This window comes from Nonomuraea sp. SYSU D8015 (genome assembly GCF_008065375.1).
Taxonomy (GTDB): Bacteria; Actinomycetota; Actinomycetes; order Streptosporangiales; family Streptosporangiaceae; genus Nonomuraea.
This window is the reverse complement of the sequence record NZ_VJYI01000005.1, coordinates 383,671-410,566: the sequence shown is the minus strand read 5'-3', so window position 1 is coordinate 410,566 and position 26,896 is coordinate 383,671. Positions and strand designations below refer to the sequence as shown.

General features: G+C 72.2%; 20 protein-coding genes. 8 read left to right on the top strand and 12 right to left on the bottom strand.

Going from position 1 to position 26,896, the window contains the following annotated elements; all coding sequences use genetic code 11:
- Window positions 1-15: 15 nt before the first annotated feature.
- From ID574_RS24260 to ID574_RS24240, 5 genes are all read left to right on the top strand, one after another.
- A complete protein-coding gene (locus ID574_RS24260; RefSeq protein WP_188191237.1) occupies window positions 16-2,946 on the top strand; it encodes an AfsR/SARP family transcriptional regulator in 2,931 nt (976 codons plus the stop codon).
- A 169-nt stretch (window positions 2,947-3,115) separates the two neighbouring features.
- Complete coding sequence (locus ID574_RS24255) at window positions 3,116-4,027, top strand: zinc-binding dehydrogenase (protein ID WP_188191236.1); 912 nt, start codon at window positions 3,116-3,118, stop codon at window positions 4,025-4,027.
- Window positions 4,028-4,230: 203 nt separating this feature from the next.
- A complete protein-coding gene (locus tag ID574_RS24250) occupies window positions 4,231-4,590 on the top strand; it encodes a metallopeptidase family protein (RefSeq protein ID WP_336245539.1) in 360 nt (119 codons plus the stop codon).
- Between the two features lie 352 nt (window positions 4,591-4,942).
- Window positions 4,943-5,326: a VOC family protein gene (locus ID574_RS24245; RefSeq protein ID WP_188191235.1), complete on the top strand. Its 384-nt coding sequence runs from the start codon at window positions 4,943-4,945 to the stop codon at window positions 5,324-5,326.
- 19 nt (window positions 5,327-5,345) lie between these two features.
- Window positions 5,346-5,624: a DUF1905 domain-containing protein gene (locus tag ID574_RS24240; protein ID WP_188191234.1), complete on the top strand. Its 279-nt coding sequence runs from the start codon at window positions 5,346-5,348 to the stop codon at window positions 5,622-5,624.
- 282 nt (window positions 5,625-5,906) lie between these two features.
- On the opposite strand, the gene ID574_RS24235 is transcribed toward ID574_RS24240, so the two are convergent.
- From ID574_RS24235 to ID574_RS24220, 4 genes are all read right to left on the bottom strand, one after another.
- Window positions 5,907-7,214, bottom strand: coding sequence for a DUF5719 family protein (locus tag ID574_RS24235; protein ID WP_188191233.1), 1,308 nt, complete (start codon window positions 7,212-7,214; stop codon window positions 5,907-5,909).
- The gene (locus ID574_RS24230) at window positions 7,211-10,009 is read right to left on the bottom strand and encodes a glycosyltransferase family 2 protein (protein WP_188191232.1); all 2,799 of its coding nucleotides are present in this window, start codon (window positions 10,007-10,009) and stop codon (window positions 7,211-7,213) included. Before ID574_RS24230 ends, ID574_RS24235 begins: the two co-directional genes overlap by 4 nt.
- A 112-nt stretch (window positions 10,010-10,121) precedes the next feature.
- On the bottom strand, window positions 10,122-10,382 hold the full coding sequence (locus ID574_RS24225) for a WhiB family transcriptional regulator (protein ID WP_020546325.1): 261 nt from the start codon (window positions 10,380-10,382) through the stop codon (window positions 10,122-10,124).
- Window positions 10,383-10,689: 307 nt separating this feature from the next.
- Window positions 10,690-12,651: a hypothetical protein gene (locus ID574_RS24220; protein WP_188191231.1), complete on the bottom strand. Its 1,962-nt coding sequence runs from the start codon at window positions 12,649-12,651 to the stop codon at window positions 10,690-10,692.
- Window positions 12,652-12,830: 179 nt separating this feature from the next.
- Here ID574_RS24220 and cofD point away from each other — a divergent pair, with 179 nt between their 5' ends.
- Both cofD and ID574_RS24210 read left to right on the top strand, forming a co-directional pair.
- Window positions 12,831-13,769, top strand: coding sequence for a 2-phospho-L-lactate transferase (gene cofD / locus ID574_RS24215; protein ID WP_188191230.1), 939 nt, complete (start codon window positions 12,831-12,833; stop codon window positions 13,767-13,769).
- A gap of 64 nt (window positions 13,770-13,833) precedes the next feature.
- Entirely contained in the window at window positions 13,834-15,159 is a 1,326-nt protein-coding gene (locus ID574_RS24210; protein WP_188191229.1) for a coenzyme F420-0:L-glutamate ligase, read from the top strand.
- A gap of 144 nt (window positions 15,160-15,303) precedes the next feature.
- Here the strand turns inward: ID574_RS24210 and ID574_RS24205 are convergent, their stop codons facing one another.
- From ID574_RS24205 to ID574_RS24175, 7 genes are all read right to left on the bottom strand, one after another.
- Window positions 15,304-17,052, bottom strand: a complete 1,749-nt coding sequence (locus ID574_RS24205) for a substrate-binding and VWA domain-containing protein (RefSeq protein ID WP_223167008.1) — start codon at window positions 17,050-17,052, stop codon at window positions 15,304-15,306.
- Between the two features lie 81 nt (window positions 17,053-17,133).
- Window positions 17,134-19,686: a bifunctional FO biosynthesis protein CofGH gene (locus ID574_RS24200; protein ID WP_188191227.1), complete on the bottom strand. Its 2,553-nt coding sequence runs from the start codon at window positions 19,684-19,686 to the stop codon at window positions 17,134-17,136.
- A gap of 49 nt (window positions 19,687-19,735) precedes the next feature.
- The gene (locus ID574_RS24195) at window positions 19,736-20,629 is read right to left on the bottom strand and encodes a DNA-3-methyladenine glycosylase family protein (RefSeq protein WP_188191437.1); all 894 of its coding nucleotides are present in this window, start codon (window positions 20,627-20,629) and stop codon (window positions 19,736-19,738) included.
- Window positions 20,630-20,743: 114 nt separating this feature from the next.
- Entirely contained in the window at window positions 20,744-21,823 is a 1,080-nt protein-coding gene (locus tag ID574_RS24190; protein ID WP_223167007.1) for a mannose-1-phosphate guanylyltransferase, read from the bottom strand.
- 32 nt (window positions 21,824-21,855) lie between these two features.
- Window positions 21,856-22,971: a glycosyltransferase family 4 protein gene (locus ID574_RS24185; protein WP_188191225.1), complete on the bottom strand. Its 1,116-nt coding sequence runs from the start codon at window positions 22,969-22,971 to the stop codon at window positions 21,856-21,858.
- 93 nt (window positions 22,972-23,064) lie between these two features.
- Entirely contained in the window at window positions 23,065-24,009 is a 945-nt protein-coding gene (locus ID574_RS24180) for a lysylphosphatidylglycerol synthase transmembrane domain-containing protein (protein ID WP_223167006.1), read from the bottom strand.
- Complete coding sequence (locus ID574_RS24175; RefSeq protein ID WP_188191224.1) at window positions 24,006-24,833, bottom strand: class I SAM-dependent methyltransferase; 828 nt, start codon at window positions 24,831-24,833, stop codon at window positions 24,006-24,008. The genes ID574_RS24180 and ID574_RS24175 overlap by 4 nt, the downstream gene beginning before the upstream one ends.
- Window positions 24,834-24,971: 138 nt before the next feature.
- On the opposite strand from ID574_RS24175, the gene ID574_RS24170 reads away from it, so the two are divergent.
- Window positions 24,972-25,931 carry a lysylphosphatidylglycerol synthase transmembrane domain-containing protein gene (locus tag ID574_RS24170; protein WP_188191223.1) on the top strand — a complete coding sequence of 320 codons (960 nt, stop codon included), beginning with the start codon at window positions 24,972-24,974 and terminating at the stop codon, window positions 25,929-25,931.
- On the opposite strand, the gene ID574_RS24165 is transcribed toward ID574_RS24170, so the two are convergent.
- The gene (locus ID574_RS24165; RefSeq protein WP_188191222.1) at window positions 25,832-26,893 is read right to left on the bottom strand and encodes a glycosyltransferase family 4 protein; all 1,062 of its coding nucleotides are present in this window, start codon (window positions 26,891-26,893) and stop codon (window positions 25,832-25,834) included. The two genes, ID574_RS24170 and ID574_RS24165, sit on opposite strands and share 100 nt — an antisense overlap.
- Between the last annotated feature and the right edge of the window lie 3 nt (window positions 26,894-26,896).

Below are 26,896 nucleotides of genomic sequence, written 5' to 3'. Positions count from 1 at the left end.
GGATAGCGTGACCGGGTGCGATTCGGAGTTCTGGGACCGCTCGCCGTGTGGGATCCGGACGGGCGGCCCGTACGCGTCCCCGAGCTGAAGGTGCGTGCGCTTCTCGCCGACCTCCTCGTCCACGAGGGCCGTCCGGTGCCGCCCGACCGGCTCGCGTACGACCTGTGGGGCGACGATCCGCCCGGCAACCCGGCCAACACCCTGCAGACCAAGGTGTCCCAGCTGCGCCGCGCCCTCGGCCGCGACACGGTGGTGCTCGAGCCGGCCGGGTACGTGCTGCGTGCCGACGAGGTCGACCAGGCCGGTTTCGCCGCGCTGCTCGACCACGCCCGCGCGGCCGCGGACCCGCACGACAAGGCCGACCTGCTGGCGGACGCGCTGGCGATGTGGCGCGGGCCAGCCTATGCGGACTTCCGCGACGAGGAGTTCGCCCGCGCCGCCGCCACGCGGCTGGAGGAGCAGCGGCTTACCGCGCTGGAGGAGCAGGCGGAGGTACGCCTGGCGCTCGGCGAGCACAGCCGGCTGGCCGACGAGCTCGGCGAGCTGGTGGCCGCCCACCCGCTGCGCGAGCGGCTGCGGGCCGCGCACCTGCGTGCCCTCTATCGGTCGGGGCGGCAGAGCGAGGCTCTGGCCGGGTACGCCGACCTGCGCGAGCGGCTGGCCGACGAGCTCGGGCTGGATCCAGGGCCGGAGCTGGCCGCGCTGCACGGGGCGATGCTGAGGCACGAGCCGGAGCTGGCGCCCGTGGCGGCGCCGGTCACCTCGGCCGCGCGGCGCCGTACGAACCTGCCCGCGCCCCTCACGGATCTGATCGACAGGGAGGACGCCGTCGCGCAGGTCCGCGGCCTTCTGGGCTCCTCCCGGCTGGTCACCCTGACCGGACCGGGCGGGGTGGGCAAGACGCGGCTGGCCGTGGCCGCCGCCGCGGACCTGGCGTTCGCCGACGGGGTGTGGCTGGTCGAGCTCGCGGGGACCACCGGTTCGGTGGCCGAGCCGGTCGCCGCGGCGCTCGGCGTCCGCGACGAGACCGCATCCGGCCCCGGAGCGCCGACCGCCGATCTGCCGCACCGGCTGGCAGACGCGTTGCGCGGGCAGGAGCTGCTCCTGGTGCTGGACAACTGCGAGCACCTCGTCGAAGAGGTCGCCGAGCTGGTGAGCCTGCTGCTGCGGACCGCGTCCGGGCTCCGTGTCCTGGCCACGAGCCAGGAGTCGCTGGCGATCCCCGGCGAGGCGCTCTACGTCGTCCCCCCGCTGGCCCCCGCCGACGCGGTGCGGTTGTTCGTCTCCCGCGCGGCGCCCGGACTCACCCTGGATGCCGAGAGCCGGCCGTGGGTCGAGTCGATCTGCGCGCGACTGGACGGCCTGCCGCTGGCGCTCGAGCTGGCCGCCGCCCGCGTACGCGCGCTCGGCGTGCGTGGGGTGGCTGAACGCCTCGACGACCGCTTCCGCCTGCTCGCCGCCGCGGGCCGAGGCCTGCCCGCCCGCCAGCGGACCCTCCAGGCGGTGATCGACTGGAGCTGGGACCAGCTCACCGAGCCCCAGCGCAGGGCTCTGACCGCGCTGGCCGTCCACCCCGGCGGCTGCACGGTGGAGGGCGCCGAAGCGGTCGGCGTCGGCCTCGACCTGCTGGACCAGCTGGTCAACAGGTCCATGGTGGTGGCCGACCCGCCCCGTTACCGCCTCCTGGAGAGCATCGCGGCCTACTGCCTCGCCCGCCTCGACCCCGCCGACCCGGTGTTCCGGCTCAGAGACGAGCACTACATCGGGCTGGCCGAGCGGGCGCGGCCGCACCTGCGCGGTCCCGCCCAGCGCGAATGGCTGCGCCGGCTCGACGACGAGGTGCTCAACCTGCGGGCCGTCACCGGTTCCAGACGGCTGGCCGACGCCCTCGTCTGGTACTGGTACCTGCGCGGACGGCACACGGAAGGGCACCGCCACCTCGCCGCGACGAGCCCGGGATCGGCGTACGAGGTGGGGTTCGCCATCCTGACCGGGGCCCCGCGGGGCGAGGTGACGGAGTTCCCCGACGCCAGGTCACGATGGTTCCTCGCGCACGCATACCTGCATCGCGGCGACGTGGCCGCGGCCGGACCTCTGCTGGATGAGGCGCTGGCCGAGTTCCGCGCCCTCGGTGACCGCTGGGGCGAGGCGGCAGCGCTCACCGCACACGCCAAGCTGGCCATCTTCCAGGGCGACCTCGCGGCCGCCGAGCGCAGCGGCGCGGAGAGCCTGGCCCTCTTCGACCGCCTCGGCGACCGCTGGGGGCTTCTGCAGGCCTCCGACCAGCTCGCGTACCTGGCCGAGATCACCGGTGGCCACGAACGCGCCGGCCGGCTGCACCGCGAAGGGCTGAACATCGCCGAGGAGCTACGGCTGTGGACCGACGTGTCGTACCGGCTGTCCAGCCTGGGCAGGATCGCGTTGCTGAAGGGTGATCTCGCCCGCGCCAGGGAGTTCCACGAGCGCGGCATGCGGCTGGCGGCCGAGCAGTCCAACCGGTTCGCCGAGGAGTTCGCCCGTGTCGGGCTGGGGCTCGTGGCGCGGCGCGCGGGCGACCTCGACACTGCCGAGCGGCTCTTCCAGGAGTCACTGGACTGGAACCGGCGGCTGGAGGCCGACTACGACGTGCCGTTCTACGGGGTGACGCTGATCCTGGCCGAGCTGGGGTTCGTCGCGGAGCAGCGGGGCGATGCCGTACGGGCCAGGCAGCTGCACCTCGAAGGGCTCGCGGCCGCAAGGGAGCTCGGCGATCCGCGCTCCGTCGCCCTGGCCCACGAGGGTCTGGCCGGGGTCGCGGCGCTCGAAGGCGCGACCGAAGAGGCGTTGCGCCTGCTGGCGGAGGCGAGCGCGCTACGCGAGTCGATCGGCGCGCCGTTGCCGCCGGCCGAACGCGGCGACGTCAACCGCATCCGAGCCCGCCTCCCCACAACCGGCCCAACCCCCTGACCCGACCCCCACCCGACCACGACCAGCTCCACGCCTTGCCCCAACGCCTCCCTCTCGGCCGCCCTGCTCAGCCGCCTGCTCGGCCGCCATGCGTTGACCCCCAGCCGATCGTGCGCGTCGCTTGCCAGAGTCGCCTCACTCCGTTTGAGAACGACATGAAGGAGCGACCATGCGAGCCTTGATCTACGACCCGGCCGCACCACACCGGCTACGGCTCGGCGAGGCGGAGGACCCGACGCCCGCGCCTGCCCAGGCGCTGATTCAGGTGACCGCCGTCTCGTTCAACTTCGGCGAGATCGCCTTCAGGCCCGCGGACGGGAAGCCGGGGCACGTTTCCGGCTGGGACGCCGCCGGCGTGGTCGTCCAGGCCGCCGCTGACGGATCGGGTCCCGCCGCCGGCACCCGGGTGGTGACGTTCGGCTGGTCCGGCGCCTGGGCCGAGTCTCGAGCCGTGGACACGGGCAATCTGGCCGTCGTACCGGATGACGTCGATCTCGGCTTGGCCGCCGCCCTCCCGGTCGCCGGTGTCACAGCGCTCCAGGCGCTGCGACGGCTCGGCCCTGTGATCGGCCGCCGGGTCATGATCACGGGTGCCTCCGGGGGCGTCGGCAGGTACGCCGTGCAGCTCGCCGCCCGGGCCGGCGCCCACGTCATCGCCTCCGTGGGCAGCCCTGCCCGCGCCGAGGGCCTGCGCGAGCTGGGCGCGTCGGAGATCGTCTTCGGCCCGTCCGGCGTTTCAGGACGCGTGTACGGCGTACTGGACAACGTCGGCGGATCCCAGCTGGCCCAGGCGTACAACCTGCTGGAGGACGGTGGGATCGTCCAGGCCGTCGGCATGGCGTCGGGCGAGCCGACACTGATCGACTTCGAGGAGGCCCGCACCCGCGTCGACCGTGGACGCCTGGAGACGTTCAACCTGTCGGCCCCGCTCGGTGGCGACCTGGCCTACCTCGTGGACCTCCTGCGCAGGGGAGGGCTCGATCCGCAGATCGGCTGGCGCGGCCCCTGGGACCGGGCTCACGCGGCCGCCGAGGCGCTGCTCGCCCGCCGCGTCCAGGGCAAGGTCGTGCTCGATCTCTGACCGAACGACCACCGGGAGGCCCTGACCCCGACACCACCTGGCGAACTCCGGCCGGACGATCACCTGGAGAACCGGCGCCGTCACTCCCAGAACTGACGGCGCCTCCCCTTAGACTTGCCCCTGTGACTCCGAAGCGCGGTCCGAGACGGCGCGATCGCCACGGTCGCGGCCTCCGCGGCCCGCTCGCCCCCTCCCACGTCCCCATGGCCAAGTCCCGCAGCGAACGCTTCGACGACCTCGTCCTCGACGCCGTCGACCGCCTCCGCCCCCGCTGGGAACGCCAGCTGTCGGCCGTGGAGTTCGCGGTGGAGGAGGTGCCGCCGCTGAGCGAGCTGGGCGACGGACCGAGCCTGGGCTCCGACCCGATCCCGTTCGGCCGCGCGGACGCCGCCAGCGGCCAGAGCCCGGCGTCGGTGGTGGTCTACCGGCGCCCGCTGGAGGCCCGTGCCAGAGACCGCGACACGCTGGGCGCGATGGTCCACGACACGGTGGTGGAACAGGTCGCCACGCTCCTCGGCCTCTCCCCTGAGACCGTCGATCCCGGCTACGACGACCGCCGCTGACCACCTTCCCAGCAGCCGCCCTCGCGCTCCCGACCCTGGGCTGAGTATGCAACGATCAATCTGTCACCATGAATGGAATCCACGAGCCTAGATCAGCAGCGCCAACACCATCAGAGATCTTGTAACGCTCAAGTCCCATCCTCTGGCAAGGCCCAACGTCTCCGCACGCCTGGAGTTGATTAGTTCAATTGGGTCCTAGAGCGGCTAAGTTAATCAAACTCCATCGTTGCGTGCGTCTGGGGATGTCCCGAAGCCCTGAGCTTCAGCCCTCAGCGAGACGATATGCCCGGCAGCGATGAGTTTCGCGGCGTTCGCGAGTCCACATGCTGAAGCGCACAACAGGAGGCCTGAAATGGGCGAGCGAGTCAGCACCGCGATCACCGGCATCAGAACCGTCGGCGTCCCCGTCACCGACCAGGACCGCGCCGTCGACTTCTACGTGAACGCCCTTGGGTTGGAGAAGCGCATGGACGCCCCGGTCGAGCAGCTCGGCGGGCGGTGGATCGAGGCGGCTCCTCCGGGATCGGCAACCTCCATCGCACTCGTCCCCGCCTCCTCGACGGCGTCGACCGGCGTCGAGACGGGCATCCGTCTGACCACGGCGGACGCCGCGTCCCTGCACAAGGAACTGGTACAGCGCGGGGTGGACGTGGGCGAGCTCCTGCAGTGGGAAGGCGTCCCGCCGATGTTCGCCCTCCGCGATCCGGACGGCAACGGACTCGAGATCGTCGAATAGCTGGGGAGGAGATCTTGCGATGACGAACAAGCTGGGAAAAGAGTTCGTCGCGACGTTGCGGACGGGCGAGGGCAAGGGCGCCTGGACGTACGTGGTGATGCCCGGCTCGGCAGAATTCTTCGGGACCCGGGGACTGGTCAAGATCAGGGGAACCATCGACGGTCACCCCTTCCAGAGCTCCTTCATGGCCCTCGGCGACGGCACGCACATGCTGCCCGTGAAGGCGGCCACCCGGAAGCTCCTCAGGAAAGAGGCGGGGGACAGCGTCACTGTTCATCTGCACGAACGGATCGCATAACGCAGCCTGGGCCGCTCACCTCCTTGGCCTCCCCTATCACCGGAGCGAACAGGCGTCCGCACGCCCGATGGCACAGTGAACATCCCACGGCATAGTGGCGGGGCGATCCCGCGCCGGTATCGATTCATCGATTGACATCATGGCCCACGCCGGGGAGCGCGAGGGGTCCGGAAGGCCCCTCGCCCGGGGGCTTGCCCCACAGGGCGCTGCCCGAGCTTCCAACCGCACCTAGCGCGACCCTGAGGCGAGGACCATGCAGTTCCCCAGGGCCTACCCCAGCTCCTAGGGCAGGACGACCCGCGGGGTGTCCGTGAGCGGTGGGAGCAGGGTCCATATGCGGCCCGGGGCCAGGGGTTGGACCGTGAGGAGCCGGCCGTTCTTGTCGCGTTCCTCCACCACCCGTCCTCCATAGACCTCCCCGGACACAGGCGTGACGACGATCGCGAAATCGCCCTTCGCCTTCAGGGGCACCTCCCGCGTCCGGCCCGCCGCCACGTCCACGTCGAACGGCGGTTCCGGAGGTCTCCCTCCGGGCACCACCTGCACCCGCACCTTGCCGCCGTCCCCGCCGAGGGCCGTGAGGATCAGCCGGGAGCCGGCGCCGTTGCGGGCCACCGCGCTGCCCAGGTCCAGGGAGGGGGTGCCGGCGGTGAAGGCGACGTCCTGGCGCCGGCCGGTGCCGGTCATGACGGCGCCGGCCACGATCGGGGTCTCCGAGGTGAAAACGAGGGCGGCGGAGGAGCCGGACAGGCCGGTGGTCACGTCCACCGAGACGACGCTCCCGGCCGGCACGTCGATCGTCTCGCGGCCGCGCATGGCGTACTCGGCGTCCTTGCTCACCGCCTTCACCCGCACCAGCGCGTCGGTCGTGCCGGGGGCGGCGACGAGCAGCTCGCGGCGGCCGCCACCGCCGGGGATGCCGGGTACGACGACGCGCGTGGCAGGCGGGGCGGCGGCCGGGAGCCAGTCGACGCCCCCGGTGTCCAGCGTGGTGCGGGCGGCCACGGCGACGCGGCCGAAGACGGTCGTGACGCTCACGGCCATGATGTCGGCCGAGGGGGCGAGGGTCTTGAGGTCGATCTCGCGGTGCTGGCCGGGCGCGATGTCCAGGCCGACGCCCTTGTCGCCGGAGACGGGGCCCTCGGCGGCGTGGACCTGGACGTCGGCCAGCGCCGGGGCCTTGTCGGCGTTCGTGAGGTGCAGAGTCACGGCGGCGTTGGCCGGTCCGGGGCCGATCAGCCAGGTCGTGGGGGCTGGTTCGGTGCAGCGGACGCCGGACAGGCCGCGGCCGTCGCCGCGCGTGGCGCGGGTGGTGTAGCCGGCCTCCAGGGCGGCGGGGCCGTTCGTGACGTACGGGTCGCCTTTCTCCATCGTCTCGTGGGACAGGCTGCCGGACGCGTACACGCCGACCTTCTCCCCCTCCGTCCCGGGGCATACGGCCGTGACCGACTCGACCGCCACCTTCCGGGGTACGGAGGCGGGCGGCGCGACGGGGGCGGGTCTGGTGACGTACGCGACGCCGTACATGGCCGCCAGGGCCACGATCACCAGCGCGAGCAGGCCGAACCTGTTCTCCACGAACGACTTCACGACGCCACCGCCATCGCGGCCGAGTGCGAGGGCTCCGCGGCCTCCTGCGTGCTCTCACGCCGTCCCGGCGCGGCCAGCACGCCGACCACCAGCACCATCAACCCCTGCGCCCACAACCACGGCCGGTGGAGCGCGCTCTCCGGCTGGGTGGGCACGCGGGTGACCGGTTCGGCCAGGCGCCACAGGCCGCCGGCCGCCGACAGGCTCATGCGCTGCAGCGACGGCTGCGAGTCGAGCGTCCTGGCCAGCTGCGGCGCGACCGGGGGCGCCACCGCGACCATCGCGATGCCGTTCACCGCGAGCGTGGCCGCGTCCCCGCCACGCCCGCCGACAAGCCCCTGCGCCGCCGTGGCGACCCGGGTGCGGGCCTCGGACGCGACGGGCAACTCCGCTTCGCCGAGGAGAGGGCCGCGCCCGTGCAGCACGGTGAAGGAGGAGCCCTTGATCACCAGGGTCCGCTCGCCGTTGACGGTATGCGCGGCCGCCAGTGCCGGCAACACGTCGGGCGCGTCGCCGGCCAGCGGCCCCCGTACACCCGTGACCACCCAGTAGCCGGCGGCCAGCAGGGGCGTGCTGAACGCCACCGCCACCACCGCCGAGGCCCCCAGCCGCCGGAGCCCGCCACGGGCGCGCAGCCCGGTCAGGCGGTGGGCGGTCAGGCACACGAGGATCACCAGCCCGGCGCCCGCGAACGCCAGCGGAACCCCCGGCCAGGCGGGCGCGCCCGCGACCGTGATCCGGCTGACCAGGATCGCGACCAGCACCCCGTACAGGGCGACGCCCCAGCCGATGGCGACGATCACACGCTGGCGGCGCATGAGGAGCGCGGCCAGCGCCACCGCCACCAGGCCCGCGGTCACCCAGAACGGCGGCAGCCCGGGCCCTCCGGGGCTGAGCGCCAGCAGCGACTCGGGCCCCAGCGCGGCGTCCACCAGTGCGGGATCGTGAAGCCCCGCCTCCAGGAGGATCCTCCCCGGGTCCGTCACCAGCCCGGCCAGCCACGGGAACAGCAGGGCCACCGGTACGAGGAGCGCGATGGCCATGGACGTCGCCGCCCTGCGGAACGCGACCGCGGCCGACACCCCGAGCACCGCGACCATCGGGTACACCAGCGGCACGAACGCCGTCCCCACCGCCAGCAGCAGCCCGAGCGCCCAGGCGGCGCGGCGGGCGCGGCGGCGTTCGGGGGACAGCAGGGTCGCGCCGAGCGAGGCGTAGACCGGCACCAGCACGAACACCACGGCCGTGCCCAGCCGCCCGGCCGCGACGGCGCCGGTCGCGACGGGCAGCAGCGCGTACGTCCCCGCGGCCCACGCCCGCGCGGGCACGGCCGGGACGAGGTGCCGGGTGGCCAGGTACGCGGTGGCGCCCGCCAGCGGCACCGAGCCGAGCAGCAGCACCGAGACGGCCAGCCAGGTCTTGCCGAACGCGAGCGTGGACAGCACGGCCATGACGCCCACGTACGGGGGCGCCCATTCGCCCGAGCCGAGCCCGATGTCGTGGAAGCCCTCGGTGTAGAAGGCCCAGAGGTCGCCGGCGCCGCCGATCACCGGGACCAGCGCGCCCCCGCCGAGCCGTTCGCCGAAGAGCAGCGACCGCTCGGCGGCGAGCGAGATCGCGGTCAGCGCGAGCATGAGGACGACGCCGGGGCGGGTGAGGAAGCGCTTGACCGCGCCGGTGTCCGGCGGGCCCGGGATCTCCTCGTCCTCGTCGGCGGCCGCGTGGTGGTGGTGCCGGCCGGCCGAGTCGACGGGGGCGTCGCCGGCGAGGAAGCTCTGCACCATGTCGATCAGCCGCCGGTAGGCCGCGCCAGGAGGGGTCAACAACCGCTTTATGCGGATATATCCCTTCTTGCGGCCATAACGGCGCGCGCGGCGCGCCCGGAGCAGCCGGAACGGATGCACCAGGATCGAGCCCATGGCCACCATCTCGTCCAGCGCGTTCGCCGGCTGCTTGCCGACGACGAACAGCAGCGTGCGGACGGCCGAGCCGAGGACGTTCCGCAGCAGCGCCCACACCATCGCGCGGAACGGCAGGTTCACCATGACCACGAAGATCGCGTTCCGCCGGTCGAGCCTGCGCGGGTGGTCGCCGCTGACCGTGATGCGCCGCCGCCGGCGCGCGGCCGCCTCGGCGTGCCAGGCCACCGCGTCGGTCACGGCCAGCACCTTGTGACCGGCGTTGCGTACCCGCCAGCACAGGTCGAGATCGTCGCGGAACAGCGGGAAGAACGGGTCGAGCCCGCCGACCTTCTCCCACACGTCGCGGCGGATCAGCATCCCTGCCGTGGACACCGACAGCACCTCGCGTGTGCCGTCGTGCTGCCCCTGGTCGAACTCGCGCGGCTCCAGCCCGGTGTCCCTGCGCCCGGTGCGGCCCACGGTCACGCCGAGCTCGAGCAGGCGCCGGCGGTCGAGCCAGTCACGCAGTTTGGGACCGAGCACGGCCGCCTTGGGGTCGTACTCGGCCGCGGTGAGCAGGAACTCCAGCGCGCGTCTTTCGGGGGCGCAGTCGTCGTGGAGCAGCCAGATCCACTCGTCGCTCCCGTACGAGGGCAGCTTCTCGAGCGCCTCGGCGACGGACTCGGCGAAGGCGGTCGAGCGGGGCATGGAGATCACATTGGCGGCGCCGAGCGTCTGGGTGAGCAGGCCGGCCGAGCCGTCCCTGCTGCCGTTGTCGACGCCGACCACGCGGTCGGGCCTGCGGCTCTGGTTCACCAGCGCCCGCAGCGTCTCCCCGAGCCAGCGCGCGCCGTCATGAGCGACGACGATCACGGTGACGTAGGGCCTGGACATGGTGGGTGCTCCTGGGGGGATGATCAGGCGCGCCCACCATACATGTACAAGGGGGTCATGAGATGCGAAAAAGGGTCACACGGCGGCCCGCGTGACCCTTTCGCCCATATAGCTAAACGGCCTGGCGCTTGATCCGTCTGCGTTCCCGCTCGGACAGCCCACCCCAGATGCCGAACCGCTCATCGTGCTCGAGTGCGTATTCGAGGCACTCGGCACGGACCTCGCACGATCGGCAGACCTTCTTGGCCTCTCGGGTGGAGCCGCCCTTCTCCGGGAAGAACGCCTCCGGATCGGTCTGCGCGCACAGCGCGCGCTCCTGCCAGCCGAGTTCTTCAGCGTCAAGCTGATCCTGTGCGATGACCGGATCGGTCACTGCACACCTCCCTGCCGCCCGCCCGCAATGGAGCCCCCCATGGACGCCTTCCTTATTACCCACCCACCGGAAGGCGTAACAACATGGTTGTAATTACACGCGTGTGCCGTAGCTGACGTCAAGCGGCATGCGGGTATCCGGGGAAAGACCAGATCTCGCCCCGGTGTGCTTGGCATGTGATGTTCTCGCCCGGCCGGCAACGGCTGCGACCGGGTTCGTTCAACCTGTCAGCGGTCCGAACCGTACCAGGGCGGGATAGACGCCCGCCCGTGACCCACCTTCTCTCTAGTCGTTCATTGCCGGTCCGTTACCTGCGTGGCTCGTTGGGGGTGTATATGGCGGTCGGGTCGATGGGGGCGTCTCCCGGGCGGTGATGGTCGCCGAGGGCGTCCCCGTGCATCGAGGACGGGTCGAGGCGCACCGTCGACTCGCCCTGGCCGTCGTTCCAGCCGGTGGAAGCCTGGTGGGTCGGCTGGTAGGAGCGGGGCTCGTACGCGCCCTGCTGGGGTTCGTACCCGCCCTGCTGCTGGGGGTGCTGGGGGTGGCCGAACGGGTCGTCGTACGGCCTGGGCTGGCCGCTGTAGTCCGGCACGCGCAGGTCGGGGGCGGTGCCGGACGTCGCGTGCTGGTACGTCTCCGCCTGCTGGTAGGCGTCCATGAGCTGCTGGGAGCGCGGGTCCACGGGCGGGTCGGGCTCCTGGTACGCGGGCGCGGGCGGGGTGGCGAACTCGGCGCCCGAATAGCCGGTGAACGGGGTGCCGCCCTGCTGCGGCTGGTCGAAGGCGCTCTGCCCGTAGTACGGGACGCTGGGGGACGTGTCGCCCGTCGGGTAGGACTGGTCGCCGCCGGGGGTGGGGTAGGCGTCCGCCGGCGGGGCGTACGGGTTCTGGTGGTCCGCGGGGGCGGGCGGGGGCGCGTACGGATTGGGGCTGGCGTGGCCGTAGAGGCTCGGCTGGCTGTCCGCCGGGACGTACGGGGCGGGCTGGTACTCGGCGGCGGGCGGGGTGTTGTACTCCTGCGGCGCCGGAGTGTTGTACTCCTGGGCCGCCGGGGTGTTGTAGTCCGGGGCGGGGCGGTCGAGGTTCGGCGCCGTGTCGGCGGGCGCGTAGGGGGACGAACCGAATGCCGGATCCTGACCGAACGCCGGGCTCTGCCCGAAACCGGAGTCCTGACCGAAGCCCTGCTGATCGGCCGGCGCGGGCGGAAGCGCCCCTATGACCGGCTGGTAGGGCTCCTGCTGCTGGGACTGCGGCTGGCCCTGACCGTAGCCGGGCTGCTCCGGCTGGCCGTAGCCGGGCTGGGCATTGGGCTGCTCCGGCTGGCCGAACTGCTGGTGGAGGTCGGCAGACGGCGCGTAGGCCGCGCCCTGCTCGACCTGGCCACCGCCGCCGAAGCTCGGCGGCTGCTGACCGTAACCCGGCTGCTGCCCCGATGGGGGCTGCTGACCGTAACCAGGCTGCTGCCCCGATGGGGGCTGTTGACCGTAGCCGGGCTGCTGGCCGGACGGGGGCTGCTGACCGTAGGGGGACGGCTGTTCCTGCTGCCCGAAGGCGGGCTGCTGTTCCTGCGGCGCCGGGCCGGGCGGCTGGCCGGGGACGGGCTGCTGCCCCGACGGCGGCTGCTGGCCGTAACCGGCGGCGAGCTGCTCCTGCTGGCCGAACGCGGGCTGCTGCCCCGACGGGTGGCCCATCGGCGGCTGCTGGCCATAGGCGGCGGGGGGCTGCTGACCGTAGCCGGGAGCGGGCTGCTGGCCATAGGGGGCGGGAGGCTGGTCCTGCGGGCCGCCGGCGAAGGGCGGCTGCTGGCCGAACTGGGGGTGGTGGTAGACCTGCGCCGCCGGACGCTCCGGCATGACCTGCGGGATCAGGTACACGAGCGCGATGGCCATCAGCGCCAGCGCAGGCGCCCCCAGCAGCACGAACTCCACGGTCACGCGCACCCCGCCTCCGGCGAAGAGGCCGAGCAGCAGCGCCAGCATGCCGAACACCGCACCCAGGAGCAGCCCGACCGCCGCCCCGTACGCGATCGGCTTCGCCTTGGGCGAAGGCGCGCCGATCTTGGTGACCAGCAGCACCGCCCCCAGGAGCAACGCCGTCACGACCGGGCTGGTCAGACTGGAGAAGTTGGACAGCGCGCGGTCCATGAAGGAAGAGCTGGGCGACGAGCCGATCAGGATGTGGCCGATCGCCAGCAGCACGTTCACCAGCCCGGTGACGAGCATGATCCAGGCGGCCGGCTCCCGCAGCCGGTTGACGTCAAGTTTGCTCATAAGTACCCCCATTGGACCCTTTGGCCCGAAGGGAGTTTGCCACATCACCCCCGGGGACGGCGGGAGTCCCAGGAACCCCTTACATCTCAATTCGGCCTATACCAGCCAGTACGCACTCACAAGTGGTGAAGACCACTCCCCCGGCAGGCTTGTCAGAGGCCGGTGAAAGACTGGACCGCATGCACATCGTGTCACTCGCGGGCGGCATCGGCGGCGCCCGCTTCCTGCGCGGCCTGCGCGCGACCGAGCCGGACGCCACGATCACGGTCATCGGCAACACGGGTGACGACATCACCCTGTTCGGGCTGCGGGTCTGCCCCGACCTCGACACCGTGATGTACACCCTGGGCAACGGCATCGACGAGGAGCAGGGCTGGGGCCGGGCCAAGGAGTCCCACGTCGTCAAGGAGGAGCTGGCCGCCTACGGCGCCGAGCCGCAGTGGTTCGGGCTCGGTGACCGCGACTTCGCCACCCACATCCTCCGCTCCCAGATGCTGGAGGCCGGCTACCCGCTCTCGCAGATCACGCAGGCGCTGTGCGAGCGCTGGCAGCCGGGCGTGCGGCTGCTGCCCATGTCCGACGACCGCTGCGAGACCCATGTGGTGATCGAGGACGAGCGCGGCAGGCGTGCCGTCCACTTCCAGGAGTGGTGGGTACGCCTGCGCGCCTCCCTGCCCGCGCAGTCGTTCGCCCTGGTCGGGGTGGACAAGGCCAAGCCGGCGCCGGGCGTGCTGGAGGCCATCGAGCAGGCCGACGTGGTCATCCTGCCGCCGTCCAACCCAGTCGTGAGCATCGGCACGATCCTCCAGGTCCCGGGCATCCGCGAGGCCCTGCTCCCCAAGACCGTGGTCGGGGTCTCGCCGATCATCGGCGGCGCGCCGGTGCGAGGCATGGCCGACGCCTGCCTGACGGCCATCGGGGTGGAGACGACTGCCCAGGCCGTCCTGGAGCTGTACGGCTCTGAGCTGATCGACGGCTGGCTGGTGGCTGAGGAGGACGCCGAAGTCGCCCTCGACGGTGTCCGCGTCGTCGTCCGCCCGATCCTCATGCACGACGCGGAGGCCGCCGCCGACATCGCCCGCACGGCCCTCGACCTGGCGCTGAGCCTCACCCGATGACCCCGCCCGCACACCACGCCACCCCGCCCATCACGTCCCGACGTCGCCCTCAGGAGCTCGCCCGATGACCGCCGCCGAAACCCCGGACGACACCCGACGCGACACCGAGCCGACGCACGACACCCCCCACCGCATCGAGGTGATCGCCGTGGAAGGCATCGGCGAGGTGCGGCCCGGTGACGACGTGGCGGGGCTGCTCGCGGGCGCCGGTCTTCGCGACGGTGACATCGTGGTCGTCACGTCAAAGATCGTGAGCAAGGCCGAGGGCAGGATCCGCCGGGCGCCTGACCGGAGCCAGGCGATCGAGGACGAGACCGAGCGCGTGGTCGCCAGGCGCGGCGACACCGTGATCTCCCAGACGCGCCACGGCTTCGTCATGGCCGCCGCCGGAGTCGACGCCTCCAACACCGACCCGGGCACCGTCCTGCTCCTCCCCGAAGACCCCGACGCCTCGGCCAGGCGCATCAGGGCAGGGCTGACGGCGCGGGCCGGAGTGATCGTCTCCGACACGTTCGGCCGCCCCTGGCGCAACGGGCTCACCGACGTGGCCATCGGGGTGGCGGGCGTGCGGGCGCTGGACGACTTCCGAGGCACCTCCGACGGGTACGGCAACGAGCTCAGCGCCACCGTGACGGCGCTGGCCGACGAGATCGCCGGCGCGGCCGAGCTGGTCAAGGGCAAGCTCGCCGGCGTTCCGGTGGCGATCGTACGCGGGCTGTCCCATCTGGTGACGGACGACGACGGGCCCGGTGTCAGGCCGCTGGTGCGGGCGGCCGACGACGACCTGTTCCGTTACGGGTCGCGGGACGTCGTGTTCGCCCGCCGTACGATCAGGGAGTTCTCAGACCGCCCCGTCGATCCGGAGGCCGTGCGGAGGGCGGTGGCGGCGGGCATCGCCGCGCCCGCGCCGCATCACACGACCCCGTGGCGGTTCGTGCTGGTCGAGTCGCCGGAGACGCGGATCAAGCTGCTCGACGCGATGCGCGAGGCGTGGATCGAGGACCTGCGGGGCGACGGGTTCAGTGAGCAGTCGATCGCCAAGCGGATCAGGCGCGGCGACGTGCTGCGCAACGCCCCCTACCTGGTGGTGCCGTGCCTGGTGATGGAGGGGTCCCACACCTACCGCGACGATCGGCGCAACGCGTCCGAGCGGGAGATGTTCGTGGTGGCGACGGGCGCCGGGGTGGAGAACTTCCTGATCCAGCTCGCCGTCGAGGGGCTCGGCTCGGCGTGGGTGTCGTCCACGATGTTCTGCCGTCCGATCGTCCGCGCGGTGCTCGACCTGCCGGATTCGTGGGACCCGATGGGCTGCGTGGCCGTGGGGCACGCGGCGGCCCCGCCGCGCGACCGTGCGCCCCGCGACCCGGCGGACTTCATCGTGACACGTTGACCAGGATGCCCACGTTCGTCGCCGTGGCGGTGATCGCCGTCGCCGCCCCGGGACACAGGCGCACGCGTGGCGCGAAGCCGAGGCCTCAGTAACGGGCAGGGGCACTCAGCCGGTGAGGCCAAGGGAGACGTGAGGGGGTGGGGTTCAGGTGGTGGGTTTGCAGGTGGGGTGGCAGAGGCGGCGGGCCAGGGCGGCGAGGAAGACGTCGATGATCTCACCAGGTTCCTGGGCTTCGTGCAGGGAGCCGTTCGTGGCGGCGGCGATCTGGGCGAGCCCGGCACGGTCCGTCCCCGGGCCGAAACTGATGATGACGATCTGCACCGGCCGCTCCGGCTTCCACTCGCGCCGCAACGTCTCCACGAGCTGCGGCAAACTCGTGCCCTTGCCGTCATCCTTGCCCGCCGTGATGACCAGGAGCGAGTTGTTCATGTCCTCCCGGTACGCCCCGGAGACCTTCCGGAAGCCGCCGAGTATCGAGTCGTACAGCGAGCTGTCCCGATCAGGATGGGCGGTGATCGTGGTGGTCATCTCCCCCAGGCGGCTCCTGCGGATCACCTCCCCGCTCTCCGGCTCGCTGATCGGCCCGAGCCCGACGCGTTCCTGGTAGCCGTTGATGCGGCCGAGCCCGTCGGCGAACTCCCACAGCCCCATGTGCGTGGAGTCGGGGAAGAGCTGCAGCCCGATCCTGGCGGCCTCCAGCGCCACCTGCACCCGCGTGCTGCCCCTCAGCGGCTCGGCCATGTGCTTGGAGGTGTCGGCGAGCACGAGGATGTTGGTCGGCGGCGCCAGCCGGCTCCAGGCGCGCAGCGCCTCGTCGATGTCCTGCTGCGACACCGACGACCTGGTCCTCGGTGCGGCGGTGGGAATCTGGGGCCCCGGCGAGATCGGCCCCTGGGCGCCGTCGCCCGACCTGAACCCGGCCCGCCGGACGATCTCCTGTGCCTCCGCCCCCTTCAGCCAACCGGCGAAGAGCGTGGACGCCTCGGCCACCGCGGGGTCGGTGGCGGTGACGACGTACGGGTAGTCGAGGTTGATCGTCCCCTCGCGTGGATGCAGCGCCACGACAGGGTCGGCGGACGGGCGCAGGTTGTGGTTCCACACCGACTGCTCGGGGACGATGACCACCGGCCGCTGCCAGAACGCGCGATCGTCGACCGCGTCCAGCATGCTGCGGTAGTCGGGCGCCGAGCCGGCCTGCGCCCACCGGACGAAGGCGGTCAGCGCCTTGTCCGCGTCCTGCCCGGTGCCGACGACGTCCCTGGCCGCGGCCACGGTGGCGATGCCCGCCCCGGCCAGCGACGGATCCGGCACGCGTACGACGTCGGGCTCCTCCGCGGTCGGCGTCAGCCGCCCGCGGACGGTCGGCGGGAAGACCATCCGCCAGTTCATCTCGGTCTTGCCCACGGAGAAGCGCTGCGCCAGCGACGAGCGGGTGGCGAACACCAGCGGCGACGTCGCGACCACGGTCTCGCCCGCGGGCAGCGCGCTGGCGCCCTGCCGGCGGGCCAGCCTGATCCAGGCCGACGAGTCGGCGATCCAGCCGTCGGGCCGCTCGCGCAGCACGCCGGCCCGGTCGCCGATCAGCGTACGCAGGACGGTGGCCGGCGGCTGCTCGGTGACCTGGACGAGCACGCACCGCCGGCCCACCGACGCCTTCGTGTCGTTGAACCGCCCCGCGGCCTCCATGACCGCGGGCGCCACGTCGACCGCCGCCGCCACGCTGACCAGAACAGGCTCTCGTGTGGAGCACAGCGTGCCGACCCCGCCGAACACCACGACGAGGGCGCCGGCCGCGACGGCCACGGCCGCGAGCCCAGCGAGCATGCCGCGCTGCAGCGCCTTCCTGCGTCGCTGCTCATGGGACAGAGCGGCGCGGTGTCGACCCAACCGCACGGTGAACCTCTCTCCAGGGGAGTGACGATTCTCCCAGCGTCTCTCATACCGGACACGAGCCGTTGTTAGAACAGGTTACAATTAGGCCAACGGCAGCACCCGCCGGACACTCTGGCAGACGCCGTCGCTCGCCAGGGACGCCTGGAGGCGCTCCGCGGAGGGGACGCCGTACTCGGTGGTGCGCTGCCTGACGGGCCGGCCGGCGACCTCGACCATCGCCCGCAGCTCGCTGATGGTCTTGTACGAGCCGTTCTCCGACCCCGCCATCCTGCTGATGGTCTCCTCCATGAGCGTGCCGCCGAGGTCGTTCACGCCGCCCTGGAGCACCTGGCGGCACAGGTCGTCGCGGAGCTTCACCCAGGAGCACTGGATGTTCTTGATCGCGCCGTGGAGCAGGATCCTGGCCAGGGCGTGCACGGCCCGGTTCTCGCTGGCCGTGGGGCCGGGACGGGCCACGCCCGCCAGGTAGATCGGGGCACTGGTGTGCACGAACGGCAGCAACACGAACTCCGAGAACCCGCCGGTCTCCTCCTGCAGCCGCCTGATCAGCTTGATGTGCCTGACCCAGTGCAGGTGGGTGTCGACGTGGCCGTACATCATGGTGGAGGTCGTCGGGATGCCGACCTTGTGCGCGGTCGTGATGACCTCGATCCACTCCTGGGTGGGCAGCTTGCCCTTGGTCAGCACCCAGCGCACGTCGTCGTCGAGGATCTCCGCCGCCGTCCCGGGGAGCGAGTCGACGCCGGCCTCCTTGGCCGCCTCCAGCCACTCCCGGATGGACATGTTCGTCCGCGAGGCCCCGTTGATCACCTCCATCGGCGAGAACGCGTGCACGTGCATGTCCGGCGTCCTGGCCTTCACGGCCTTGGCGATGTCGAAGTACGCGGTCCCGGGCAGATCCGGATGGATGCCGCCCTGCATGCACACCTCGGTCGCCCCCGCCTCCCACGCCTCCTGCGCCCGGTCGGCCACCTGGTCCAGGCTCAGCGTGTACGCGTCGGCGTCCGTGCGGCGCTGGGCGAACGCGCAGAACCGGCAGCCGGTGTAGCAGACGTTGGTGAAGTTGATGTTCCTGTTGACGACATAGGTCACCTCGTCGCCCACGGCCTCCTTCCGTAGCTCGTCGGCGATGGCGGCCAGCTCGTCGAGCGCCTCCCCGTCGGCCCCGAGCAGCGCGACGGCCTCGTCGTCGGTGAGCCCGGCGGGGTCCGACGCGGCCCGCCGCAGCGCCTGGCGCACGTCGCCGGGCGTGGTGGGGACGGCCGCGCCGAGGCGGTCCTTCAAGGCGTCCCAGTCGCCGTACACGTGGTCGAAGTCGTCCCGCCGGTCGTTCGTACGCCCGGAGGTGTCCACCTCGACGTGCAGGTCGACGCGTCCCGACGCGGCGAACCCGCCGTCGGGCTCCTGCCACGGCCGGCCCTCCAGCGCCGCGTCCTCGCGGGCCAGCCCCGTCGCCGGGTCCGCCAGGGCGGCCACGTGGGCGGTCAGGCGCGGGTCCAGCCAGGGCTCGCCGGCCAGCACGTACTCCGGATAGATCGTCAGCCGCTCCCGCAGCCGGAAGCCGGCCTCCCGCGTACGGTCCGCCAGCTCGTCGATCTGCGGCCACGGCCGCTCCGGGTTCACGTGGTCGGGGGTCAGCGGGGACACGCCGCCCCAGTCGTCGATCCCCGCGCGGATCATGAGCTCGTACTCGGCGTCGACCAGGTTCGGCGGCGCCTGGAGCCGGACGCGTGGGCCGAGGACCAGCCGCGCCACGGCGATCGTGGCGGCCAGCTCCTGGAGGTCGGCGTCGGGCAGCCCGCGCATGGCCGTGTCCGGCTTGGCGCGGAAGTTCTGGACGATGACCTCCTGGATGCCGCCGTACTCGCGGGCCACCCGCCGGATCGCGAAGATCGACTCGGCCCGGTCCTGGACGGTCTCCCCGATCCCGATCAAGATCCCGGTCGTGAACGGCACGTTGGTGCGCCCCGCGTCCTCCAGCACCCGCAGCCGCACCGCCGGGTCCTTGTCCGGCGAGCCGTAGTGGGGCTGCCCCTTCTCCTCGAACAACCGCCGCGACGTCGTCTCCAGCATCATCCCCATGGACGGCGCGACGGGCTTGAGCCGCTGCAGGTCACGCCAGCTCAGCACGCCCGGGTTGAGGTGCGGCAGCAGCCCGGTCTCCTCCAGCACCCTGATCGCCATCGCGCGCACGTACGACAGCGTGTCGTCGTAGCCGTGCGCGTCGAGCCACTCGCGGGCCTGGTGCCAGCGGTCCTCGGGCCGGTCCCCCAGCGTGAACAGCGCCTCCTTGCACCCCATCGCCGCCCCCTGCCGGGCGATCTCCAGCACCTCGTCGGGGCTCAGGAACGGCGACTCCAGCTTGTGCGGCGCGGTCGCGAACGTGCAGTAACCGCATCGATCTCGGCACAACCTGGTCAGCGGGATGAACACCTTCCTGCTGTAGGTGATGATCCCGGGACGGCCGGCGGCCTCCAGTCCGGCGTCGCGGACGCGGGAGGCGTGGTCCAGGAGGGAGTCGAGGTGGTCACCACGGGCGTGCAGCAGCACGGTCGCCTCGGTGACGTCGAGGGCCTTGCCGTCGCGGGCACGGGCGAGAGCGCGGCGCAAAGCGGATTCACTGACCAGATCCATGCATGGCACACTACGTCCGCCTGGGTTCGCAGCCCGCACCCAGGGCCGGTCAGAAGGATCGGTAGTCCCGCACCGGCATGCGCGGCCCGCGCGCCGGCGGGCGCAGCCCCGACAGCCAGACGAGCACCGTGGCCCGGTGCCGGTGCCCCTGGTACGGCTCCAGCAGCCGCAACATCCCGGGATCGTCGGTCTTCTCCCCGGTCAGGGCGTAGCCGACGAGCTTGGCGAGGTGGAAGTCGCCCACGCTGACGGCGTCGGGGTCGCCGAAGGCCCGCTGGCGCACCTCGGCGGACGTCCACACCCCGATCCCGGGCAGGGCCCGAAGCAGCCGGTCGAGCTCCTGCGTCGTCGCGGCGGCCTCGAGCTTGCCGGCGTGCCAGGCGGCGGTCGCGATGGTCCTGGCGCGTACGGCCTCGGCGCCGGAGCGGTGCCAGTGCCAGATCGGGATCTGCCGCCACACGGTCGCCTCGGGGATGACCCGCATGCCCTCGGGCGCCGGTCCGGGAGCGGGTTCGCCGTACCGGTTGAGCAGCCACTTCCAGGCCCGCCACGCCTCCTGCCCGACGACCTTCTGCTCCAGCACGGCCGGCACGAGGGCCTCCATGACGCGGCCGGTCCTGCCGATCCGCAGCCCCGGGTGTCTCCGGGCGACGTCCGCCAGGACCTCATGTTTGACGGTAAATCCGGAAATGTCGTCGTCGGCCCCGAGCAGCGCCGGCAGCGTCTCCAGCGCCCACCCCGCCCCGGGACCCCACGCCTGCCCGTGCACGCAGCCGTCCTTGACGCTCACCCTGAGCGCGCAGGGCCCGTCAGGCGTCCTGGAGGTGCGCCACACGGCTCCGTCGGGCGTCTGACGCCAGGTGGGGTCGCCGCCGCCGCGCCGGTGGGGCAGCAACGCCAGCCCCACGTCCAGCGGCCCCTCGGGTGTCCACCTGCGCTCCATCACCCGTCCAGTCTGCCCGTCCCGCTCACGTGTTCGGGCCGGGAGGGGCCGGAAACTGCACCCGGGAAATCCCGCGCCGCAGACCGCGCGACCGGCTGTCGGCTCCTGAGAACGTCAGACGTCGCTGGAGTAGCGCATCGCGCGCTCGGGGAGCTCGATCCCGGGCCAGATGCGCACGCCGTTCTGCAACTCGTTGCCGGGCCCCACGACGGCCCCATCGCCGATCACGGCGTCACGCACCACCGTGCCCGCGCAGACCCGCGCGCCGTTGCCGACCACGGAGTCCGTCACGGACGCGCCCGTCTCGACGACGCAGTCGTCGAGCAGCACCGAACCGACCACCGTGGCCCCGGCCTCGACGACCGCCCGCGCGCCGACGGCCGTGCCGCCCTCGACCTTGGCCTCCGGCGACAGCAGGGCCCCGGGCAGCGCCAGGTATTCGCCCGTCGGCCCCGGCAGCGCCGGCGACTCCAGCCGCCCCAGCACCAGGTCACGCGAGCCCTGGACGAACGCGGCGGGGGTGCCGACGTCGAGCCAGTAGGTGCGGGTGGCGTATCCGAGCACGAGCTCGCCTGACCCGATCAGCCCGGGGAACGTCTCCCGCTCCACCGACACGACCGCGTCCTTCGGGATCGAGTCGATCACCGATCGGGTGAAGACGTAGCAGCCGGCGTTGATCCGGTTGGTCACCGGATTGGGGGTCTTCTCCAGGAACGCCGTGACCCGCCCGCTCTCGTCGGTCGGCACGCATCCGAATCGAGAGGGATCGTCCACTTCTGTCAAATGGAGCGTTACAGCGGCCTGCCGTGCGAGGTGCATGCGCACTTGGTGGCCGATGTCGTGTCCGGACAGAATATCCCCGTTCAGGATGAGCACGGGGTCGGACGGGCCCGAGGTGAGCGCCTCGGCGGCGTTGCGGATCGCGCCGCCGGTGCCGAGCGGGGTCTCCTCCGTCATGTATTCGAGAGAGAGCCCGAACGCCGCCCCGTCGCCGAAAGCGGGCTCGAACATGGCCGCCTTGTAGGAGGTGGCGAACACGATCCGGCGCACGCCGAACGATCGCGCGCGGGCCAGCTGGTGGGCCAGGAACGGCACTCCGGCAGTCGGCAGCAGCGGCTTGGGCGTGCCCAGTGTCAGCGGACGCAGGCGCGTGCCCTGCCCCCCGACCAGGAGGATCGCCTCGAGGTCTGGCAAAGAGCTCTCCATCACTCCGTGAGGTTACCGAACTATTCCATTGCGCGCTGGTAGGAGCTGAGGTGCGCCTCGGCCGAGGCGTCCCATGTGAACTCGCGGGCTCTCGCCAGCCCGGCCTCCTGCAGCTGCCGTCTCCGTTCGGAGGAGGCGAGCAGCTGCCCGAGCGCCGCGGCGATGCTGTCGGCGTCCGGCTCAGTGTAGGCCACGGCGTCCCCGCCGACCTCGGGCAGCGACGTCCGGTGTGTCGTCAGCACGGGCGCGCCGCAGGCCATGGCCTCCAGCACGGGCAGCCCGAACCCCTCGCCGCGCGAGGGAAAGGCCACCACGAGCGCCCCGCCGAGGAACCCGGGCAGGTCGGGCGCGCGCAGGTAGCCCGGCCGCACGACCCTGACCGTGGCCTCGACCTCCCGGCAGGCGGCGTCGACGTCGTCCTCGTGCACGCCCCCGCCGATCACCAGCGCGGGCGGCTTCTCCAGCCGCTTCACGGCGGCGGCGAAGCCGCGGATGAGGTTGGGGACGTTCTTGCGTGGGTCGAGATTGCCCAGGAACGCCACATAGGGCTGCCCGTGCAGCCCGCAACGCAGGGCGGCCCGGCGGATCTCCTCCTCGCTCGGCGGGTGGAACTGCGCCAGGTCGACGCCGTGGTAGGCGACGTCGATGCGGGTCGGGTCGGCGGAGAGCACGCGGACGAGCTCGTCCCTGGTCGCCTTGGACGGGACGATCACGCGCTGCGCGTGGCGCACGGCGGTGCGCGTGGCCGAGCGGAAGAACGACGCCCGCGGGCTGTGCTGGTCGGGCTCGGTGAACCAGGTGGCGTCGTGGATTGTCACGACGGTCGGCAGGCCGGAGCTGAGCGGGATGGAGTAGTAGGGAGCGTGGATCAGGTCGGCGCCGGCCTGGCGGGCCAGCAGCGGTAAACCGGTCTGCTCCCAGGCGAGCCTGGCGGCCCTGTTGGTGATCGCCACGGGGCCGGGAATGACGTCGGCGGAGGGCGCCAGCCGCCGATATCGCTCCGCTTCGGCCCGCTGGCAGACGACGGCGAGGTCGGCGCCGGCCCGGTCAAGGGCTGCCACGAGCCCGTCCACATATCTGATCAACGCGCCGCGGTCCGCGGGGACGGCTGCCGCATCGACGAGCACACGAGGCATACGAAGATCTTCTCCCCTCAAGATCAACGTGGGACCCGGCGTCCCCCTCTGAAGTTCAGCCTACGACCAGCCTCCCCTAAATCGTGGGGCAAATCACATCGAGGTGCGACGCGCCGCAATTCCGGCCAGGCCGGCACAGATGAGATCACCCACGATGATGACAATTCGGGACGAAAGGGCCACCGCAATCGCGGCGCCGCTGTCGAGGTGGGGCGCCAGCACCGCCACCATGGCGACCTCCCGCACGCCCGCGCCCGCCGGGACGACGAAGGTCATGATGCCCAGGCACCACGACAGCGCGAAGGCGCCGACGGCGAACACCAGGCCGACCTGGGGTGCGACGAAGTAGAGGTGCACGCCGTACGCGGTCCAGCCGGCCAGCGCCCAGCCGAGCGCGGTGAGCATGCCGCGGCGGGTGAGCGGGCGTTCGAGCGGCTCGCGCTTCAGCCTGCGCAGCCCGAACGCGATCAGCGCGTTGATGACCTTGGGCTCCAGCAGGACCAGCAGGACCGGGATGAACAGCAGCAGCCACCCGTAGCGATCCCACCCGAGCGTGCCCAGCGTGACCAGCAGGCCGGTGGCGAGCTGGATGGGCATCATCAGGAAGAACACCGCCGCGCTGCGCGGGCGGGGCACGCCGAGGTCGCGGCCCATCTCCATCTGGGCGAGCACCGGCCAGACGGCGCCGGGGATGTATTTGCCGAGCTGGCCCACGAAGAACACCTTGGCCGCGGGCCGGAGCGGCAGCGGGGAGCCGAGGTCGGCCAGCAGCGTGCGCCAGGTGAGCATGGCCCCGAGCAGGGCGGCGACCACGGCCACCAGCGACCCCGCCAGCGCGGCCCACGACAGCCGGGCGAACCCCGCGACCACCGCGTCCCACTGCTTCGTCACGGCCCACCCGCCGAACCCGAGCGCGATGAGCAGGAACCCGATCCGCACGAGCTTCTTCGCGAGCGACCCACCGGGGCGCGGCGTGTTCACGGCATCCTCGCCGGCGGTTCCGCCGACGACGGCCGCCTCACCCGGACGCTCGCTCACAGCGGGCGGACCCGTTCGGGGGGCTGCGGCAGGGCCGCGCCCACAGGACGCCTGGGCGTCTTGGTGGCCACCCACAGGTATGTCGGCACCACCGGAAGCAGCAGCTTCAGCGCCCCGCGCGGCATCCTGGCCAGCACGGCCTTGACGACCTTGCCCGGCAGGCCGGGGAACAACTCGCCCCCGGCGAACTTCGTCGGCGTCGCCAGCACGGGGAAGGTGTAGTCCCACACGTGGAAGGCCCGCAGCATCTTCCGGAGCCCGCGCCGAGTCCTGAACCGCTCATAGTAGTGATCGGCCCGCCCGAACGCCCGCACGTACCGGTCGGCCAGAGCGGGCGGCAGATAGGACAGGAAGGGCAGCTTGTAGTGCGGCTCCATCACCCCGAGCCGGTTGCCGAGCCCCAGGTAGAGCACCCCGCCGTCGGACAGCACCCGATGCATCTCGGCCACCACCGCGTCGGGGTCGACCACGTGCTCGTAGATGTGGTTGAACACCAGCACGTCGATCGAGGAGTCGGGGAACGGCAGCGCGGTGCCGTCACCGCACACGAACGCCACCCGGTCGCCGAACCGGTCGGCCGCCTTGCGCAGGCCCGGCACGTCGATGTCGATGCCCAGCGTGTGCTTGGCCCCGGCCTGCGCCAGCTCGTCGGCGATGAACCCGGCCGAGCAGCCCACGTCGCCCACGGTCAGCCCGCCGAGCGGCCCGTGGAAGTGCTCCAGCACAGCGATGATCTTCGCTGCCTTGCGCCGCCGTTTCTGCTCGTCGAGCATGGCGGACTGGAACTCCGAGTATTCGAGCTGCGCGACCCTTTGCTTCCCCACGGAGCCCCACAGTACCCACCTCAGCGCCGGCACGGCGTCGAAGGGGCGCAAGGGCACCGTGGCCGGCCCGTCTGCCGGCTTGCGCCCGTCGCGAGCGTCGTCTGGCTTTACCAGGCCGATCACGCGTAGCCTGAGCGAATGCTGCGTCGGCTGTTGCGCATCGTCCTCGCCCTGGTCGCCGTGGGTTTCCTCGGGTACGGCCTGGCGCAGAACTGGGAAGAGACCACCGGCGCCGTGGCCGCGATGTCGCCGTGGGCGGTGCTCGGTGCGTTCGCCGCGGTGCTGCTGGGTCAGTTCTTCATGCTGGTGGCCTGGCGCGAGATCCTGGCCGGGCTCGGCACGCGGGTGCCGTTGCGGACCGCCGGGCGGATCATGTTCGTGGGGCAGCTGGGGAAATACATCCCGGGCGCGGTGTGGGCGTACGCGGCGATGATGGACCTGGGCCGCGACCACGGCAGCCCGCCGCGGCGCACGTTCGCGACGATCTCGCTCGGCCTGGTGATCAACATCGGCGTCGCGATCTCGATCGCCGCGGCCACGCTCTGGACGCTGGATGCGGTGCGGCAGGCCTGGTACCTCGTGCTGCTCGTGCCGGTGATCATCCTGTGCCTGCACCCGAAGGTGCTCGCCTGGGGTCTCAACCTGGCGCTGCGCGTCGCGCGCAGGGAGCCGCTGGAGAGCGTGCTGCCCGGCCGCACCGTGGTCGTCGCGGTGGCGTGGACGGCGCTCGGCTGGTTCGTGTACGGGATCCACATCTGGCTGCTCAGCGGCCGGCCGGACCTCTACGTGATCGCGACCGGGGCCTACGCGTTCGCGTGGGCCACCGGGATCCTCACGGTCGTGGTGCCGGCCGGGGTCGGGATCCGGGAGGGCGCGCTGGTGCTCGTGCTCGCGCCGGTCATCGGCCCTGGGCCCGCGCTGGCGGTGGCGATCGTGTCGCGGCTGGCGTTCACGCTGGCGGACGCGGCCGCGGCGGGCATCTCGTTCCTGCTCGGCCGTCAGGTTCCGAGGAGCGTGCCCGCGTACGCCGACCAGAACGGCTCGGGATCGACCGCCTTGACCCCCGACCGCAACCTCTCAGGCTCCCCGGAGGCGTAAAAGCGCTCGATCGCGTCCCGGAGCGCGCCCACGTCGCCTGGCTCGACGAGCAGCCCGTCCACGCCGTCGGTGACGTGGTCGGCGAGCGCGCCCACGCGGGTGGCGATCACCGGGACGCCGTGCTCGTGCCCGAGCCAGACGTTCTGGCTGGCGGTGGCGGTGCGGTAGGGCAGCACCAGCGCGTCGGCGGCGGCGAACAGCTTCGGCACGTCCTCGGCGGCGACGTAGCCGGGCCGCAGGTCCACCCGGTCGGCGATGCCCAGCTCGCCGATCAGCGCCTTCGTCTCGTCCAGCCCGCCCCAGAACTCCCCCGCCACGGTCAGCGATACCCCGTCGGGCAGCGCCCTGAGCAGCAGGTCGAGCCCTTTGTACGGCCGGACGATGCCGAAGAACAGCAGCCGCCGGTGCACCTGGGAGGACCGCTCGGCCGTGGTGGACGGCAGGTGCGGAGGCAGCGCCGCCACGCTCACCGGCTTGCCCGTGAGCCCTCTGGCCAGCGCGGCCTGCTGCTCGGAGTGGGTCAGCACGCCGTCGACCCGCTTGAGCAGCGCCTTCATCAGCGGCTCGTCGTAGGGCTTCCGCTCGTGCGGCAGCACGTTGTGGCAGAGGGCGATCGTCCTGACTTTCCGCCCTATCCCGTACAAAATCCCCAAATAGGCGGGGACCTGCACCGGGCTCAGCACGGCCAGCACCACGAGGTCGGCGGAGCGCATCCGCCGCCCGGCCGCCACCCACCCGTCAGGCCGGCGCCAGTCGAGCCTTCTGACGGTCTTCGGATAGGGGGTGCCCTCGGGCGCCGAGATCGTCTGCTGCCCCGGGTAGAGGAACGACGGGTATTGCGCCCGCCACGACTCGATCACCACGTCGTGGCCGAGCGCCGACAGCCGGTGCGCCAGCTCGGTGGTGTGCTGCGCCCCGCCGCCCTTGTACGGATAGGTCGGCCCGACGATCGCGATCCGCACGCG